Raw genomic sequence first — 17,196 nt, 5'->3', positions numbered from 1 at the left:
CCTCAGCGGGCCGCCGGATCGCCCGGGGCCCGGCGCTTGCGGGCCATGCGGCCGGCCACGAAGGCGCGCGGGAGGTGGCGGGCCGCGAACGCGTACGCCTGGTAGTGGCGGCCCGTGATGCTGACGGGGCGGCGCAGGGCCAGATCGCGCAGGGCCTTGGCCACCACCGCCTCCGGCTCCAGCCACACGCCGTCCCGCAGGGAGCTGACGTCCATCCCGGCGCGCTGGTGGAGCTCGGTGCGGGTGAAGCCGGGCGCCACCGCCAGGACCCGGACCCCGTACGGTGCCATGTCGATCCGGAGCGACTCGCTGAAGGCGGTGAGCCAGGCCTTCGCCGCCCCGTACGTCCCGGTCGGCAGCAGTCCGGCGACCGAGGAGACGTTGAGGACCGCGCCCCGGCGGCGCTCGCGGAGGCCCGGCAGCAGGGCGTGGGTGAGGCGGAGCGGGACCTTCACCAGGAGGTCGAGCATCCGCTCCTCGTCCTCAAGGGGGCTGTACGGGTAGGGGGCGGGCAGGCCGAAGCCGGCGTTGTTGACGAGGACGTCGACGGGCCGCGCGGTGTCGGCGAGCCGGTCGGCGACTGCCCCGCAGCCGGCCGGGTCGAGGAGATCGGCGGGCAGCACCTCGCAGACGGTCCCGAAGTCCCGGGCGAGTTCCGCGGCCAGGGCCTCCAGGCGGGTCTTGTCCCGGGCGACGAGGACCAGGGCGCAGCCCTTGGCGGCGAAGCCGCGGGCGAAGGCGGCGCCGAGGCCGGCGCTGGCGCCGGTGATCAGAACGGTGGTGGTCAAGGGGGTTTCACTTCCTCGGTGTTGCGGACGGGTGCCGGTGGCTCACGGTTGCGGACGGGTGCCGGTGGCTCACGCGGTCACGCGGTATGAGCGGTTCACGCGGTGCCCGTGGCCGGGGCGAAGGCGGAGGTCTCGGGCGAGGCGTAGGCCCGGGCGACGTCCACCAGGAAGCGGGCCTCGTCCCGCAGGCCGCCGCCCTCCTCGGAGATCTGCATCACGGCCGGGAGTTCCAGGGCCGGGGCCTGTGCCGGCCGGCCCGGCAGTCCGGCGAGCTTGGCCCGGCGGGCCTCCTTCAGTACGCAGGCCAGTGCGGCCGCCGTGTGCCACCGCTCGGGGATCCGGCTGCCGGCGACGTGGCCGCGCGCGAGCTCGGGCACGCCGGGGGCCACGTACTCCCCCAGGATCAGGATCGCGTCGCGGGTCTCGATGACCTTGCGGTAGACGAGCATGTTGCGCGGGACCGGCGGCCAGAGCAGCTCCAGCACCCGGCCGGCGCGGGGCCGGGAGAGGACCACGTACGGGACGGCCTGGACCAGGTCCCGCCACAGCGGCCACAGCCGCCAGGCGGTGGCCGTGTCGGCGAGGGCGTGGCGCAGGGTGAAGAGGGTGGGCACCAGGATCGCGGCCGCGCGCAGCAGTCCGTGCAGGTTCATCAGCAGCGGCAGGGCGGGCATCGCCCAGGTGCTGGCGAACAGGGCCTTGAGGAGGTACGCGAACCAGAACACCCAGGCCAGGCCGGTGCCCAGGCCGAACAGCCGCAGCCCGGCGGCCAGTCCGCGGCTCTCGGTGCGCAGGCTGTAGCGCCAGCACACGTACACGCAGATGGTGTTGGCGATCAGGTGGGCGGAGATCAGCACGAGCCAGTACGGCAGGGACGGCACGGGGTCGCCGGAGACCGGGATGGTGTGCGTGCCGTGCTCGGGCGAGACGGCGTCCAGGACGACGAGCGTGGTCAGCCAGACCACGGTGCCCACCCAGGAGGCGAGTTGGAGCCGGCGCCCGCGGGTGGCGGCGGCCACGAAGTAGAGCACGGCGCCCGCCGACAGGACGCCGATGAGGTTGCGGACGAGGCCGATGGTGTGGGCGTACGAGGCTTCGCGGCTCATGGCGTACGCCACGACGTCCGGCAGGTTCAGGGTCATGGCGGCGGCCGCGGTGGCGACGGCGAGCCAGAGCCCGCGCTGCTGCGGTGAGCGCAGGGCGCCGGGGGCGCGCAGCAGGATGGCGATCCACAGGCACACCACGCTGGGGACCGCCAGGCCGTCGCCGAAGGCCGCGAGTTCAGCCGCCGTCATGGCGGCCCCGCTCGTACCCCATGCCCATGGCGGACTCCAGCCGGGCGAGGGCGCCCCGCGGGCCCGGGGCGGTCCGGGGGTGGCCGGTGCCCGAGGTGTGGATGCGGATCATGCTCGCGAGCATCTCCGCCTCCTGCTCCTGGCGGGTGGTGTAGTTGGTGCGGCCGAGGACCACGGGGGTCTGCCCGTCGATCTCCTCGCCCTCCAGGGAGTGGTGGCCGAAGAGGATGTGGCCCAGCTCGTGGAGGATGATGTGCTCGCGGTGCAGCGGGGTGGTGTGGGCCTCGTAGAAGACGTAGTCCACGGTGTCGGTGCCCACCCACAGTCCGCAGACGCCGGATTCGGCGGCCTCGCGGGGCAGCGGGTGGAGCCGGATCGGACGGCCGCGCCGGTCGGCTATGCGGGCGCACAGGGTGTCCAGGGAGAACGGGTGCGTCAGATCCATGTGACCGAGAATCATCTCGCAGCGTCTGCGCAGGCTGAGATTCCGGTAGGGCATGTGTTCCCTCTTCGGACCCTTTCTCGGGCAGCGTCGGTAGGCGTGGGTGGGTATCGGCATGATGTCCTGTGCCTTGAGGCGGCCTCGGGAGTGCGGTCCCGGAGGGGAAACGCGGAACGCCCGTCCGCGCGAGACGAACGGGCGTTCCACCATGCCTACAGATCACGTGCGGGAGTTGGCAAGGACGGCACCTGCGCGTGGTCCTTATCCGGCCAGGGCTGCCGACCCCGCCCGCCGTGCTCCCGTCACCACCGTGCCCCGGTCACCGCTTGCGGCGGTCCTCCTGCCCGCCGCCGGTGAGCCCGGCCCGGCGCGCTGGCCTCCGCCGCCGCCCTGGCCGCCGTGCCGGCCCTGGTTCCGGCCCTCGCCGCGCCCCTGGCCCTGGCCCTGGCCCCGCTGCTGCGGGGGACGGCCGCCGCCGCGGCGCTCCTCGCGCTGGCGGGGCGCTCCGGGCGCCCCTCGCGCTGGCGGGGCGCTCCGGCCCCGCCGCGCTCCGCGCCGGCCTCGTCGTCCAGGCGCAGGGTGAGGGAGATCCGCTTGCGCGGGATGTCCACGTCCATGACCTTGACCTTGACGATGTCGCCCGGCTTCACTACGTCCCGCGGGTCCTTGACGAAGGTGTTCGACAGGGCGGAGACGTGCGCCAGGCCGTCCTGGTGGACGCCGATGTCGATGAAGGCGCCGAAGGCGGCCACGTTCGTGACGACGCCTTCCAGGACCATCCCGGGGGCCAGGTCGCCGATCTTCTCCACGCCCTCCTTGAAGCTGGCCGTCTTGAAGGCGGGGCGGGGGTCGCGGCCCGGCTTCTCCAGCTCGCGCAGGATGTCGGTGACGGTGGGCAGGCCGAAGGCCTCGGTGACGAACTCGTCCGGGCGCAGGGAGCGCAGGACCGAGGTGTTGCCGATCAGCGCCGCCACCTCTCCGCCCGCCTTCTTGCCCATGGCCCGCACCACGGGGTAGGCCTCGGGGTGCACGGCGGAGGCGTCGAGCGGGTCGTCGCCGCCGCGGATGCGCAGGAAGCCGGCGCACTGCTCGTACGCCTTGGGGCCGAGGCGGGCCACGTCCTTGAGGCCCTTGCGGCTGCGGAAGGGGCCGTTCGCGTCGCGGTGGGCGACGATGTTCTCGGCGAGGGTGCCGCTGATGCCGGAGACCCGCGACAGCAGGGGCGCGGAGGCGGTGTTGACGTCCACGCCGACACCGTTGACGCAGTCCTCGACGACGGCGTCGAGGGAGCGCGAGAGCTTCACCTCGGACAGGTCGTGCTGGTACTGGCCGACGCCGATGGACTTCGGGTCGATCTTGACGAGTTCGGCGAGCGGGTCCTGGAGGCGGCGGGCGATGGAGACGGCGCCGCGCAGCGACACGTCCATGCCGGGCAGTTCCTGCGAGGCGAAGGCGGAGGCCGAGTACACGGAGGCACCGGCCTCGGAGACCATCACCTTGGTGAGGCCGAGCTCGGGGTGGCGGGTGATGAGGTCCCCGGCGAGCTTGTCGGTCTCGCGGGAGGCGGTGCCGTTGCCGATGGCGATCAGCTCGACGGCGTGCTCCTTCGCCAGGCGGGCGAGGGTGGCGAGGGACTGGTCCCACTTGTTGGCGGGAACGTGCGGGTGGATCACGTCCGTGGCGACGACCTTGCCGGTGGCGTCGACGACGGCGACCTTCACCCCGGTGCGGAAGCCGGGGTCGAGCCCGAGGGTGGCGCGGGTGCCCGCGGGGGCGGCGAGCAGCAGGTCGCGGAGGTTGGCCGCGAAGACCCGTACGGCCTCGTCCTCGGCGGCGGCGCGCAGCCGGGTCCGCAGGTCGATGCCGAGGTGGACCTGGATCTTGGTGCGCCAGGCCCAGCGGACGGTGTCGGCCAGCCACTTGTCGCCGGGGCGGGCCCGGTCGGCGATCCCGAAGCGGCGGGCGATGAGCCCCTCGTACGTGGAGGGCCCCGGGGTTTCGGAGGGCTCCTCCGGCTCCAGTTCCAGGCTGAGCACCTCCTCCTTCTCGCCGCGCAGCATGGCGAGGACGCGGTGGGAGGGGAGAGCGGTGAAGGGCTCGGCGAAGTCGAAGTAGTCGGAGAACTTCGCGCCCGCCTCCTCCTTGCCCTCGCGGACCTTCGCGGCGAGGCGGCCGCGGCCCCACATGCGCTCGCGGAGGTCGCCGATGAGGTCGGCGTCCTCGGCGAACTTCTCGGTGAGGATGGCGCGGGCGCCCTCCAGGGCGGCCGCCGGGTCGGCGACCCCCTTGGCGGCGTCGACGAACGCGGCCGCGGCGGCGGCCGGTTCGACGGAGGGGTCGGCCAGCAGCCCCTCGGCGAGCGGCTCCAGGCCGGCCTCGCGGGCGATCTGGGCCTTGGTGCGTCGCTTGGGCTTGAAGGGGAGGTAGATGTCCTCCAGCCGGGCCTTGGTGTCGGCCGCGTTGATCCGGGCCTCCAGGTCGGCGTCCAGCTTGCCCTGTTCGCGCACCGAGTCGAGGATCGCCGCGCGGCGGTCCTCCAGCTCGCGCAGGTACCGCAGCCGCTCCTCCAGGGTGCGCAGCTGGGCGTCGTCGAGCATCTCGGTCGCTTCCTTGCGGTAGCGCGCGATGAACGGCACGGTGGAGCCGCCGTCGAGCAGCTCGACGGCGGCCTTGACCTGCCGTTCCCGTACGCCGAGCTCCTCGGCGATCCTGCCTTCGATGGACATCGTCGTCACTGCGGTCCCGCCTGCCTTCGTGCCTTCGTGCGTGTGCGTGGAAGGCTGCCAATTGTGGCAGGTGCCGGTGACGGCGGCGGGGAGCCCTCGGCCCTTTCCTCTCCCCTTCCCTCAGCCCATCCCTCAGCCCAAGCGTCAGCCCTTGTGTCAGCCCTTGCCGAAGAGGTCGGCCGGGAAGGCCCCGGCGGCGATGGCCTGCCGGACGACGGCCCCGCCGAGCGCGTGGAGCCGGGCCACGCCGTCCGCGCCGAGGTGCTCGTACGGGGCGGCGTCGAGCCGGTCGGTCTCGGTCTCCAGCCGCTCGCGCAGGGCGCGGCCCTCCTCGGTGAGCTCCCCGTCGGCGTCGAGGACCCCGCGGGCGCGGAGCCGGTCGGCTGCGGCGTCGAGGTCGGACTGCTCCCAGCCGCGAATGCTCTTGATCCACTTCGCGGTCATGCCGCGTCCGGTGGCGGTGTGGCTGACGAGCGCCTCCAGCGGGTCGAGACCGGTGATGAGGAGGGCGGCGAGGTGCCCGTCGCCGCGGTGCTCGCGCAGGAGGGTGGTGGCGTGCCAGAGCCGCAGGTGCGGCTCTTCGGGAACGGGGAGGTCGGCGTGGGCGGCGTAGAGGGTCCGGCCGTGCCGGGTGCAGGCCTCGGTGGCGCGTATGGCGAGGTCGGCGGCTTCGGCGAGCTCGGGCGAGGCGATGGTCTCGGGGCCGAGGAGCCGGCGCAGGGTCCGGTCCGCCGCGCGGAGGCGGGCGGCGAGGACCTGCTCGGGGGTGGTGGTGTCCCAGACGGCGGGGAGGTGCCGGGTGACGAGGTCGTGGCGGTAGTTGTAGAAGGTGGCCGTGACCGTGCCGGGGCCGACGGCGCCCATGGCCGCGGAGCGGCTGGCCAGGTTGACGGCCACCCGGTGGGTGACGCCGAGGGAGCCGAGCTCTTCGAAGAGCTCGGGGGAGAAGTAACTGGTGGCGTGGAGGGGGTTGATGGCGGCGTGCCAGCAGTGGCGGGCGGCGTGCGGGTCGATGGTCATGGGTGCACCTTACCGACTAGTCGGTATGCCGCCCACCCTCCCAGGGGCGAAGGTCAGCCGCCGGCTGCGGCGCAGCTCGCGCGCCCCGGCCCGGCAGCACTGGGCGGCCGGCGGGGCGCACCCGGCCCCGGCGGCGGTCGCCGACCTGCCGATCCGCCCGTGAAGAGGGGGGCGTGCGGCGGGGCGCATTCGCGCCAACCTGCGCCCCGTCCCACGGGTGTGAGAAAGCCTCAGAACGGACTCCCCCGCCCTCCGTCCCACGGACGGCGCACCCGACGGGTCCGTGATCGTGACGGCCGAATGGCGATCGTGTGACAGCAGGGACCATGGACATGACCTGAGCGGCCACGGGTGAATACGGTCGAAAGACGAACGCCGGACGTCGGATGACGAACGACAAACGACGGACGACGGACGTCGAACCGATCGAACCGATCTGTCTCCCCTACCCCTTGGAGCTCTTCGTGTACCGCAAAGTGATCGCCCCGAGCGTCCTGGCCGCCTCCCTCCTGCTGGTGATCCCGGCGTCGGCGGCCAGCTCCGTCCAGGGCGCGCCGGGGATCGGCGACAGCTACTACCCGGAGAGCGGGAACGGCGGCTACGACGTCTCCCACTACGACCTGCGCCTGCAGTACCAGCCGAAGACGGACCTGCTGGAGGGCACGGCCACCCTCCTGACCACCGCCAAGCAGGACCTGTCCCGCTTCAATCTGGACTTCGGCCTCAAGGTGAGCGAGATCCGGGTCAACGGGGCCAAGGCGAAGTTCGCCACCTCGGGCGCGCACGAGCTGGAGGTCACCCCCGCGCAGCCGCTGGCGAAGGGCAAGCAGGCCACCGTCGTCGTCAAGTACGCCGGAAAGCCCTCGGAGTTCAAGATCGACGGCTGGTCCGCCTGGCAGCGCACCCCGGACGGCGGCATCGCGGCGCAGGAGCCGGACTCGGCGGTCTGGTGGTTCCCGAGCAACGACCACCCGCTCGACAAGGCCACCTTCGACATCTCGATCAACGTCCCGGACGGCACCCAGGCCATCAGCAACGGCGTCCTCCAGTCGCAGACCTCCAAGCTCGGCTGGACCCGCTACAACTGGCGCTCCAACAAGCCGCAGGCCACCTACCTGGCCACCCTCGCCATCGGCAAGTTCGACATCACCACCGACAAGACGGCGAGCGGCCTGCCGATCCTCAACGCGTACAGCAAGGACCTCGGTGACAACGCGGGCGCGGCGCGGGCGAGCGTCGAGCGGACCGGTGAGGTCGCGGAGTGGCTGGAGTCGGTCTTCGGCCCCTACCCCTTCAACGCGCTGGGCGGCTACGTCCCGAACGTGCCCACCGGTTTCGCGCTGGAGACCCAGACGCGGCCGTTCTACAGCCCGCGCCAGTTCGCGAACGGCGCGAACGTCTCGGTCGTCGTGCACGAGCTGGCGCACCAGTGGTACGGCGACAGCGTGTCCGTGGACAACTGGAAGGACATCTGGGTCAACGAGGGCTTCGCCCGCTACAGCCAGTGGCTGTGGTCGGAGAAGGAGGGCGAGGGCACGGCGCAGGAGCTCGCCCAGTGGGCGTACGACACCCGCCCGGCCGAGGACCCGTTCTGGCAGGTCAAGCCGGGTGACCCGGGTGCGGAGAACCAGTTCCACGGGGCCGTGTACGACCGGGGCGCGATCGCCATCCAGGCGCTGCGCAACGAGGTCGGCGACGAGAAGTTCTTCCAGATCCTCAAGGGCTGGCCCACCGAGCGGGCCTACGGCAACGTCAAGGTCGGGGACTTCGTCCGGTACGCGGAGAAGATCTCGAACAAGCCGCTCGCCCAGCTCTTCGACACCTGGCTGTACACCCCGGGCAAGCCGGCCTTCGGCGCCCCCGCCGCCAAGCCGGGCGCCCGCGCCCAGGCCCCGGCGAAGCCGGCCGTGGAGCCGAAGTCCTGGAAGAAGATCGCCGCGACGAACAACATCCACGAGCACTGACCGGCCGCATCGCACGGACCGGCCGCATCGCACGGACCCGCGCGCCGGGGCCCCTCAGCGGGTCCCGGCGCGCCACCGCGCCCGGGCGGCGCGGGCCTGCGGGAGGTAGCGCAGCCGTTCGGGCAGGAGGGGTACGAGGAGCCGTACGGCGGTGCTGAACCGCCGGAGGCGGCGTTCCTGGGCCGGGGTCCACTCCAGGCCGATGGCGGCCCGGGCGTCCGGCGGCATGTAACCGACGGTGACGAAGGCGCGGAAGCGCAGGTAGCCGGTGCGCAGGAGCGGCCAGGTGAGCCGCAGCAGCAGCCGCAAGGCCGGCGAGGCGGGCTCGGGGCGGGGCAGGTCGGCGTCGGTGGCGACCAGCTCCCGGGCGACCTTCGTCGGCTCGATCTCCTCGGCCAGCATCCGGTGGTAGTACGGCCAGAACTCCTCGATGGTCTGCGGCATGTCCCGGTCGCGCAGCCCCAGGATCCGGCCGACCCGCAGCCACTCCCGGTACATCTGCCGCTCCTGGGCGGGGGTGATCCGGCGGAACAGGTACCGCCCTGCGTACTGGGCGACGGGGAAGCCGGTGGCGTGCACCCAGGCGTAGCAGGCGGGGTCGAGGGAGTGGTAGCGCCGGCCCCGGGTGTCGGTGCCCCGGATCTCCTTGTGCAGGCGGCGTACCCGGCGCCCCTCGGCGGCGGCCTCGTCCCCTCCGTAGACCCACAGCATCACCGAGCGCAGGGAGCGTTCGCCGCGCCCCCAGGGGTCGGTGCGGAAGACCGAGTACTGGTCTACGCCGGCGCCCACGGCGGGGTGGGCGACCTGCATCGTGAAGGCGGCGGGCAGCGTCAGCAGGGAGCGGATGTCCCCGGCGGTGGTCCACAGCACCCCGCCCGGCGGCGGAGGCTCGGGATCGAGGCGACCGGCGGGGGTTTCGGGGCTTCCGGGGGCTATGTGACCCGTGTGGTTCATAAGGTCAATTATGCGAGTGCGAGAAGTCGCGGCCCGGACAGAAAGTCTTGTCACGGGTGTTACCCCGAAGTAACCGCGGCTGCTTGGATGACGGCGTCGATCTTCCCCGCAGGATTCCACCGGACATGCTGGAGACCTCCATGCCGCAGATCTCGCACCGCAGCCGCGCCGCCGCCACGGCCGCTGCCGCGACCGCCGCCGCAGCAGCCCTCGCCCTCGCCTCCGCACCCGCCGCCACGGCGGCCGGGAGCGGCTCCGCGCCCCGGCTGAGCGTCCTGACGTACAACACGTTCCTGATGAGCAAGAACCTGTACCCGAACTGGGGCCAGGACCACCGGGCGGCCGAGATCCCCAAGGCCTCCTTCTTCCAGGGCCACGACGTGGTGGTGCTCCAGGAGGCCTTCGACAACGGCGCGTCGGACGCGCTGAAGGCGAACGCCTCCGCCCAGTACCCGTACCAGACCCCGGTCGTGGGCCGCAGCAAGAGCGGATGGGACGCGACGGGCGGTTCCTACTCCTCCACCACCCCGGAGGACGGCGGCGTCACGGTCCTCAGCAAGTGGCCGATCGTGCGCAAGGAGCAGGTGGTCTACAAGGACGCCTGCGGCTCCGACTGGTGGTCGAACAAGGGCTTCGCGTACGTGGTCCTGGACGTCAACGGCACGAAGGTGCACGTGGTCGGCACGCACGCCCAGTCCACCGACTCCGGCTGCGGCACGGGCGAGGCGGCGCAGATGCGCAGCCGCCAGTTCAAGGCGATAGACGCCTTCCTGGACGCCAAGAACATCCCGGCGGGCGAACAGGTCATCGTGGCGGGAGACATGAACGTCGACTCCCGCAGCGCGGAGTACTCCTCGATGCTCGCCGACCTGGACCTGGCCCCCGCCGACGCGCGCACGGGCCACCCGTACTCCTTCGACACGGCGCTCAACTCGATCGCCAACTACCGCTACCCGACGGACCCCCGCGAGGACCTGGACTACGTCCTCTACCGCAAGGGCAACGCCCGCCCGTCGGGCTGGGAGAACAACGTCGTCAAGGAGGAGTCGACCCCCTGGACGGTCTCCAGCTGGGGCACGTCGTACACCTACTCCAACCTCTCGGACCACTACCCGGTGGTGGGCCGCTAGCAGCGCCACCCTGCCCGCTCCGGCCGGCCGGGGAGGGAGCCCGATGCGAAGGCGAGGACGGCGTCGGCCGCTTCGCGCAAGGTGGCGAAGTGGCGGTGCACGCCGTCCACCGCCGTGGGGGTGTTGACGCCCCACACCGTCATCCCGGCACGCAGCCCGGCCTGCACCCCTGAGGGGGCGTCCTCGATGACCAGGCAGTCCTCCGGCCGGGCGCCGAGTCGCGCGGCCGCCTGCAGGTACGGCACCGGTGACGGCTTGCCCTCCGCCACGGCGGCCGCGTCCACCACGACCTCCGGGACCGGCAGGCCCGTGCGTGCGAACCGGCCGCGCACCCGGTGCTCGTAGTTCGACGTCACCAGTGCCCAGGTCCCCGGCCGCAGGGCCCTGAGCAGTTCCGGAGCGCCGTCGAAAGCCCCGTAGGTGCCGGTGCGGACGTCCTCGTCCTCCAGCTCGTGCAGTGCGGCGAGGCACTCGTGGGGGTCCTGGTCCGGAGCGATCTGCGCGAAGGTCTCCATCGGCCGGGTTCGCAGGGCCACCCGGTGGACCTCGTCGGGGTCCAGACCGTAGCGCTCCGCCCACGTCCGCCAGACCAGGCGCTGATTGTCCAGGGCGTCCACCAGCGTGCCGTCGACATCGAACAGGACGTACCTCATGGCACCGGAGGGGCGGGGTTCACTGGTCATGTGCCGATCATGTCATCAGCCCCTGAACAGCGGACATCGGCAGGTACCGGCCCGCCCCTGCCCCTCGCGGGGGGCGAAGGCGGGCCCTTGCCTCACTCCCCCTCGTACAGCCCCTCGATCAGGGCCCCGTAGCGCTCCCGGACCACCCTGCGGCGGAGCTTCAGCGTCGGGGTGAGTTCGCCCGTTTCCGGGCTCCATTCCTCCGCCAGCAGGCGGTAGCGCTTGATCTGTTCCGTGCGGTTGAGGCGGGCGTTGGCGGCCTCGACCGCGCGGGCCGTCTCCTCCAGGATCGCCGGGTGGGCGGCCAGCTCCGCCAGGGTGGCCGTCCTGATGCCTCGGGCCGCGGCCCAGGCCGGGGCCAGTTCGGGGTCCAGGACGAGGAGGGCCACGAGGTAGGAGCGGCCGTCGCCGTGGACCAGGGCCTGGCCGATCAGCGGGTGTTCCTTGACGGTGTTCTCCACCAGGGCCGGGGCCACGTTCTTGCCGTTCGAGGTGATGATCAGTTCCTTCTTGCGGTCGGTCAGCCAGAGGAAGCCGTCCTCGTCGAGCCGGCCGATGTCCCCCGTCGGGAACCAGCCCTCGGCGTCGGCGGCGCTCTCCACCGTGCCGTCGGGCCTCAGGTAGCCCTCGAAGACGGTCGCGCCGCGGGTGAGGACCTCGCCGTCCTCCGCCAGCCTCAGTTCCAGTCCCTCGATCGGCCGTCCCACCGAGCCCAGCCGGAAGCCGCCCGGGCCGTTGCTGTTGACGGTGCACACGCCGGAGGTCTCGGTCAGGCCCCAGGCGTCCATGATGGTGATCCCCCAGCCCGCCCAGAAGCGGACCACGTCGATCGGCATCGGCGCGGTGGCGCTGGCCGTCCAGATCAGCCGGTCCAGTCCCGCCCGCCGCAGCAACGGATCCAGTACGCGTTCCTTCACCTCGGCGTACGAGGCCTCCAGCGCGGCCGGCACCTCCTCGCCGCGCTCCCGGTGGCCGGCCCGGGCGCGGGCCACGTCCCCGGCCCCCTCGATGGCGCGCCGCTGCTCCTCCGGAAGGCCCGCCAGGACCGCCCGTACGCCGGCGGCGAGCTCGCGCACCGCGGCGGCCACGGCCGCGGGGTCGGCGACCAGCCGGACGTGCGCGGCGCGCAGGAGCGGCAGGTAGATGCCGAGGAGCCGCTCGGCGATGTGGGCGAAGGGCAGGTAGCAGACGTGTTCGGCGTGCTCGGGGAGGTCGACGTGCCGGTCGAGGCGGACGGACTGGAGCAGGATGTTGCGGTGGCTGAGGCGGACGCCCTTGGGGTCGCCGGTGGTGCCCGAGGTGTAGACGACGGTCAGGGGGTCCTCGGGGCGGGACTCCTGCCAGGCCTTCTCGAAGGCCCCGGCGCGGTGGAGGCGTACACCGCTCGCGTAGAGGGAGGCGTAGGTGGTGTGCGGGCCCGCCTCGGCGGCCTCGGCGACGACGAGCCGTTCGAGGGGGGTGGCGGGGTCGTCCAGCAGCGGGGCCCAGCGGGTGAGTTCGCGGGCGCCCTCGACGACGGCGAGCCGGGCCCGGCTGTGGCGGGCGATGTGGGCTATCTGTTCGGGCGCGGAGGTCCCGTAGACCGTGACGGGGACGGCGCCGAGGTGGACGAGGGCGAGGTCGCTGAGCCAGTGCTCGGGCCGGTTGCCCATCATCAGCAGGACGTGCTCGCCACGGGCGACGCCCAGGGCGGTGTATCCGGCGGCGAGGACGGCGACGCGGTCGCGGACCTCGCTCCAGGTGAGGGTCTGCCAGGCGGCACCCCCGGACCCGTCGCCGGACCCGGCCCCGTCCCCCGTGCGCCAGGACAGGGCGGGCAGGTCGGGGTGTTCGTCGGCGTTGCGGGCGAGCAGGGAAGGCAGGGTGAGGTCTTCGGGACGTCCGGGCAGTCGCAGGTTCGTGGTCATGGGCAGCTCCTGGCCGTTTCACATCGTTGGTGCGACAGCAATACTGTTGAACCCAAGCCGTGCAGCAGAGAGCGAGGCGCAGACGATGACCGACCCCCGGGCGGCCGAGCCGATGCTCACCGTGGACGAACTGGCGTCGAAGGCCGGTGTCACCGTCCGCACCGTACGGTTCTACAGCACGCGCGGCCTTTTGCCCCCTCCCTTGATCGGACCCCGTCGGGTGGGGCACTACGGCCCGGAGCACCTGTCACGGCTGGCGCTGATCGAGGAGCTCCAGCACCAGGGGATGACCCTGTCGGCGATCCAGCGCTACCTGGACGCGCTCCCCGACGACCTGAGCGCGCACGATCTGGCGATCCACCGGGCGCTGGTGGCGACCTGGGCGCCGGACACGCCGCGGGTGGTGTCGCGGGCGGAGCTGGAGAAGCGGGCCGGGCGCGCCCTGTCGGACGGGGACCTGCGCCGACTGGCGGCGATGAACGTGCTCTCGGAGGCCGGCGAGGGCTTCCGGGTGGACCTGGCCCTGCTGCGGCTGGGGGTGGCGCTGCTCGACGTACCGATCGCGCACGAGACGCTGCTGGTGGCGCGGGGGATCCTGCTGGAGCACGCGCGGACGGCGGCGCACGAGCTGACGGCGCTGTTCCGGGACGAGGTGTGGGGGCCGTTCACCGAGGGCGAGAGCGATCTGGAGCAGATCGAGTCGATGAAGGCGCTGTCGGCCCACATGCAGCCGATGGTGGTGCAGGCCCTGGTCACGGCGTTCCAGCGGTCGCTGAAGGAGGAACTGCGGGCGGCGTTCGCCTCGGAGACCGGGTGAACGCCGCCCGCGGGGGGGGAATGCTTGAGGGTTCATACACCGCCGGCGAGGAACGACCAGTCGGAGGAGACGTTGGCGAGCGATCCGACGTTGGCGTAGTTGTTCCCGCTGAGCGTCGAGGTCCACGCGGTGCCGTCCGTCTTGTAGAAGAACAGGCTGTCGCTGGTCCGGCCCTCCTCGTCCCACACGCCCGAGGTGCCGATGTCGCGGAAGCCGCCGACCTTGCCGTTGGTCGCCCGGGCGGTGCGGTACTTGAGCTGTGAACCGGTGTTCTCCAGGGCCAGGACCGTGTCCTTGGTCGCGACCAGGGTCCCCAGGTCCTCGGTGTCCCTGACGCCCACGTGCTGGTAGACGCCGCCCGTGAGGGTCCCGTACCCGACCTCGCCGGACTTCGTGAAGACCGCCGTGTCGCACGAGGCCGCGATGGAGTCCCAGCCCGTGCTGAAGTTGTCGTACGAGCGGACGTGGTGGTAGCGGCCGTTCCTCAGGGTGCCCGTGCCGCCCTGGCCGTTGTCGGCGTTGTAGAAGAGGGCCGAGTCGCCCGACGCCACGACGTGGGTCCACCCCGTCGAGAAGTTGTTGTAGGTCTGGACGCGGGTGTACCTGCCGTTCCTGAAGGTCCCGCTCTCGCCGGCCCCCGTGTCGGCGTTGTAGAACAGGAGCGAGTCGCGGCTCGCGACGCCGTGCGTGTACCCGTCGGGGACGTTGATGTTCGACCCGAACGTCCAGTGCCCGGCCGACAGGGTGCCGGTGCCCACGGCTCCGGTGTCCTTGTTGTAGGCGGCGAGCGAGGTGCTCGGGGTCGTCTGGTTGCAGAAGGCCGAGGCGGCGGTCGCGGGCGTCGCCGGAGCGGCCAGGGTGATGGCCAGCGTGGCGGTGGCCAGTGCGGCCACCAGGGATTTCTTCATGGGTCTCCCCGTTTCTCGGTACGTGAACGGGTGCTCCCCCCAGCGGTGCACGGCCGGCTCCGGACACGTGCACGGTCCATGGTGCGCCGCGTCGGGCACCGCCGCATCCCGGCCTTCGTCACATGGGGAGGGGCCGTCCCCGGGTCGTCCCCGGGGACGGCCCCGTCCCGCGTCCGCCGCCCGGCAGGGCCCGGCCGGTCAGTCCGCGTACGTCTCCCCGCGCTCGGCCTTCGCCACCAGGGAGGCCGGCGGGGTGAAGCGCTCCCCGTAGGTGGCGGCGAGTTCGCGGGCGCGGGCCACGAAGCCGGGCAGACCGCCCTCGTAGCCGTTGATGTACTGGATCACGCCGCCGGTCCAGGCCGGGAAGCCGATGCCCATGATGGAGCCGATGTTGGCGTCGGCGACGGAGGTGAGCACGCCCTCGTCCAGGCAGCGGACGGTGTCCACGGCCTCGGCGAAGAGCATGCGCTCCTTCATGTCCTCAAAGGGGATCTCCGCGTCCGGCTTGGCGAAGTGCTCGCGCAGGCCCGGCCAGATGCGGGTGCGCTTGCCGCTCTCGTCGTACTCGTAGAAGCCGCCGCCCCCGCTGCGGCCGGGGCGGCCGAACTCGTCGACCATGCGGTCGATGACGGTGTCGGCGGGGTGTTCGGTCCAGGGGCGGCCCTCGGCCTCGAAGGCCTTGCGGGTCTCGTTGCGGATCTTGCGGGGGAGGGTGAGGGTGAGCTCGTCCATCAGGGAGAGCACCTTGGCCGGGTATCCGGCCTGGGCGGCGGCCTGTTCGATCGAGGCGGGCTCGATGCCCTCGCCGACCATCGCGACGCCCTCGTTGATGAACTGGCCGATGACGCGCGAGGTGAAGAAGCCGCGGGAGTCGTTGACCACGATCGGGGTCTTGTTGATCTGGCGGACCAGGTCGAAGGCGCGGGCGATGGCCTCGTCGCCGGTGCGCTCGCCCTTGATGATCTCCACCAGCGGCATCTTGTCGACGGGCGAGAAGAAGTGCAGGCCGATGAAGTCGGCGGGGCGCGCGACGCCTTCCGCGAGGCCGGTGATGGGGAGGGTGGAGGTGTTGGAGCAGAGCAGGGCGTCGGGGGCGACGACGTCCTGGATCTCCTGGAACACCTTGTGCTTGAGGGCGGTGTCCTCGAAGACGGCCTCGATGACGGCGTCACAGCCGGCCAGGTCGGCCGCGGCGGCGGTCGGGGTGATGCGGGCCAGCAGCTCGGCGCGCTTGGCCTCGGTGGTGCGGCCCTTGGCGAGCGCCTTGTCCAGCAGCTTCTCGGAGTAGGCCTTGCCCTTGGCGGCGGCCTCGGGCGTGACGTCCTTGAGGACGACCTCGATGCCCGCGCGGGCGCAGGAGTAGGCGATGCCGGCGCCCATCATGCCGGCGCCGAGGACGGCGACCTTGCGGACCTTGCGCGGTTCGACGCCCTGGGGGCGGCTGCGGCCGGCGTTGACGGCCTGGAGGTCGAAGAAGAAGGCCTGGATCATGTTCTTCGCGGTCTGGCCGGTGACCAGCTCGGTGAAGTAGCGGGCCTCGATGGTCAGCGCGGTCTCGAAGTCGACCTGGGAGCCCTCGACGGCGCAGGCCAGGATGTTGCGCGGGGCCGGGTAGGGGGCGCCGTTCAGCTGCTTCTTGAGGTTCGCGGGGAAGGCCGGCAGGTTGGCGGCGAAGCGCGGGCTGGACGGCGTACCGCCGGGGATCTTGTAGCCGGGGACGTCCCAGGGCTGCTTCGACTCGGGGTTGGCGTCGATGAAGGCGCGGGCCTTGGCCAGCATCTCCTCGGGGGTGGCGGCCAGTTCGTGGACGAGGCCGACCGCGAGGGCGCGCTGCGGGTTGTACTGGGTGCCCTGGAGGAGGACCTTCAGGAGGGCGTCGGCGATGCCCATCAGGCGTACGGTGCGGGTGACGCCGCCGCCGGCCGGGAGCAGGCCGAGGGTGACCTCGGGCAGGCCGATCTTGGAGCCGGGGGCGTCGAGGGCGACGCGGTGGTGGGAGGCGAGGCAGATCTCGTAACCACCGCCGAGGGCCGCTCCGTTGATGGCGGCGACCACGGGCTTGCCGAGGGTCTCGATGCGGCGCAGCGAGGCCTTGATCGCGGTGCCGGTGTCGAAGGCCAGCTGGGCGTGCTCGGGGCGCAGCCCGATCATGTCCTTGAGGTCGCCGCCGGCGAAGAAGGTCTTCTTGGCGGAGGTGTAGATGATGCCGCGGATGGAGTCCTTCTCGGCTTCGGCGCGGTCGGCGATGGCCGCGATGGAGTCCTTGAAGGCCTGGTTCATCGTGTTGGCGGACTGGTTGGGGTCGTCGAGGACCAGGGTGACGACGCCGGTCTCGTCCTGTTCCCAGCGGATCGTGGTGGACTCGCTCATGTTCGCTACTTCCGTGTCAGAGGTGGGACCAGGGGTCAGGACGGGATCAGACGCGTTCGACGATGGTGGCGACGCCCATGCCGCCGCCGACGCAGAGGGTGACGAGGCCGTAGCGCTTGTCCTGGCGCTCCAGTTCGTCGACGACGGTGCCCAGCAGCATGGCGCCGGTGGCGCCGAGCGGGTGGCCGAGCG

General features: G+C 72.2%; 14 protein-coding genes and 1 pseudogene. 4 read left to right on the top strand and 11 right to left on the bottom strand.

Annotation, left to right across the window (positions count from 1 at the left end):
• Positions 1–2 precede the first annotated feature (2 nt).
• From VR44_RS13055 to VR44_RS13035, 5 genes are all read right to left on the bottom strand, one after another.
• The gene (locus tag VR44_RS13055) at positions 3–788 is read right to left on the bottom strand and encodes an SDR family NAD(P)-dependent oxidoreductase (protein WP_045947629.1); all 786 of its coding nucleotides are present in this window, start codon (positions 786–788) and stop codon (positions 3–5) included.
• A gap of 95 nt (positions 789–883) precedes the next feature.
• The gene (locus VR44_RS44965; RefSeq protein WP_052713585.1) at positions 884–2,083 is read right to left on the bottom strand and encodes an MAB_1171c family putative transporter; all 1,200 of its coding nucleotides are present in this window, start codon (positions 2,081–2,083) and stop codon (positions 884–886) included.
• Positions 2,070–2,528 (bottom strand): M78 family metallopeptidase domain-containing protein, encoded by a 459-nt coding sequence (locus VR44_RS13045; protein WP_052713584.1) that lies wholly within the window; start codon positions 2,526–2,528, stop codon positions 2,070–2,072. Before VR44_RS13045 ends, VR44_RS44965 begins: the two co-directional genes overlap by 14 nt.
• A gap of 299 nt (positions 2,529–2,827) precedes the next feature.
• On the bottom strand, positions 2,828–5,251 hold the full coding sequence (locus tag VR44_RS13040; RefSeq protein ID WP_107072508.1) for a Tex family protein: 2,424 nt from the start codon (positions 5,249–5,251) through the stop codon (positions 2,828–2,830).
• A 156-nt stretch (positions 5,252–5,407) separates the two neighbouring features.
• The gene (locus tag VR44_RS13035) at positions 5,408–6,271 is read right to left on the bottom strand and encodes an SCO6745 family protein (RefSeq protein ID WP_045947627.1); all 864 of its coding nucleotides are present in this window, start codon (positions 6,269–6,271) and stop codon (positions 5,408–5,410) included.
• Positions 6,272–6,296: 25 nt separating this feature from the next.
• Here VR44_RS13035 and VR44_RS44960 point away from each other — a divergent pair, with 25 nt between their 5' ends.
• Both VR44_RS44960 and VR44_RS13030 read left to right on the top strand, forming a co-directional pair.
• Positions 6,297–6,434, top strand: a complete 138-nt coding sequence (locus tag VR44_RS44960; protein WP_157880289.1) for a hypothetical protein — start codon at positions 6,297–6,299, stop codon at positions 6,432–6,434.
• Between the two features lie 301 nt (positions 6,435–6,735).
• Positions 6,736–8,235, top strand: coding sequence for a M1 family metallopeptidase (locus tag VR44_RS13030; RefSeq protein WP_045947631.1), 1,500 nt, complete (start codon positions 6,736–6,738; stop codon positions 8,233–8,235).
• A 54-nt stretch (positions 8,236–8,289) separates the two neighbouring features.
• Here VR44_RS13030 and VR44_RS13025 read toward each other — a convergent pair whose 3' ends face one another.
• Positions 8,290–9,189, bottom strand: a complete 900-nt coding sequence (locus tag VR44_RS13025) for an oxygenase MpaB family protein (RefSeq protein ID WP_045947626.1) — start codon at positions 9,187–9,189, stop codon at positions 8,290–8,292.
• 140 nt (positions 9,190–9,329) lie between these two features.
• Here VR44_RS13025 and sph point away from each other — a divergent pair, with 140 nt between their 5' ends.
• On the top strand, positions 9,330–10,319 hold the full coding sequence (sph, locus tag VR44_RS13020) for a sphingomyelin phosphodiesterase (RefSeq protein WP_045947630.1): 990 nt from the start codon (positions 9,330–9,332) through the stop codon (positions 10,317–10,319).
• On the opposite strand, the gene VR44_RS13015 is transcribed toward sph, so the two are convergent.
• Entirely contained in the window at positions 10,316–11,002 is a 687-nt protein-coding gene (locus VR44_RS13015) for an HAD-IA family hydrolase (protein WP_045947625.1), read from the bottom strand. The genes sph and VR44_RS13015 overlap by 4 nt on opposite strands.
• Before the next feature lie 92 nt (positions 11,003–11,094).
• Positions 11,095–12,909: an AMP-dependent synthetase/ligase gene (locus tag VR44_RS13010; RefSeq protein ID WP_045947624.1), complete on the bottom strand. Its 1,815-nt coding sequence runs from the start codon at positions 12,907–12,909 to the stop codon at positions 11,095–11,097.
• 85 nt (positions 12,910–12,994) lie between these two features.
• On the opposite strand from VR44_RS13010, the gene VR44_RS13005 reads away from it, so the two are divergent.
• The gene (locus VR44_RS13005; protein WP_045947623.1) at positions 12,995–13,726 is read left to right on the top strand and encodes a MerR family transcriptional regulator; all 732 of its coding nucleotides are present in this window, start codon (positions 12,995–12,997) and stop codon (positions 13,724–13,726) included.
• A 32-nt stretch (positions 13,727–13,758) separates the two neighbouring features.
• On the opposite strand, the gene VR44_RS13000 is transcribed toward VR44_RS13005, so the two are convergent.
• From VR44_RS13000 to VR44_RS42535, 3 genes and pseudogenes are all read right to left on the bottom strand, one after another.
• Positions 13,759–14,634 carry a hypothetical protein gene (locus tag VR44_RS13000; protein ID WP_045947622.1) on the bottom strand — a complete coding sequence of 292 codons (876 nt, stop codon included), beginning with the start codon at positions 14,632–14,634 and terminating at the stop codon, positions 13,759–13,761.
• A gap of 198 nt (positions 14,635–14,832) precedes the next feature.
• Positions 14,833–17,004, bottom strand: coding sequence for a 3-hydroxyacyl-CoA dehydrogenase NAD-binding domain-containing protein (locus VR44_RS12995; protein WP_045947621.1), 2,172 nt, complete (start codon positions 17,002–17,004; stop codon positions 14,833–14,835).
• Positions 17,005–17,050: 46 nt separating this feature from the next.
• Positions 17,051–17,196 (bottom strand): annotated as a pseudogene (locus tag VR44_RS42535) (acetyl-CoA C-acyltransferase); the annotation flags it as partial.

This window comes from Streptomyces katrae (assembly GCF_000966975.1).
Classification (GTDB): domain Bacteria; phylum Actinomycetota; class Actinomycetes; order Streptomycetales; family Streptomycetaceae; genus Streptomyces; species Streptomyces katrae.
Note: the sequence above shows the minus strand (reverse complement) of the source record. Positions and strands in the feature narration are given on the sequence as shown.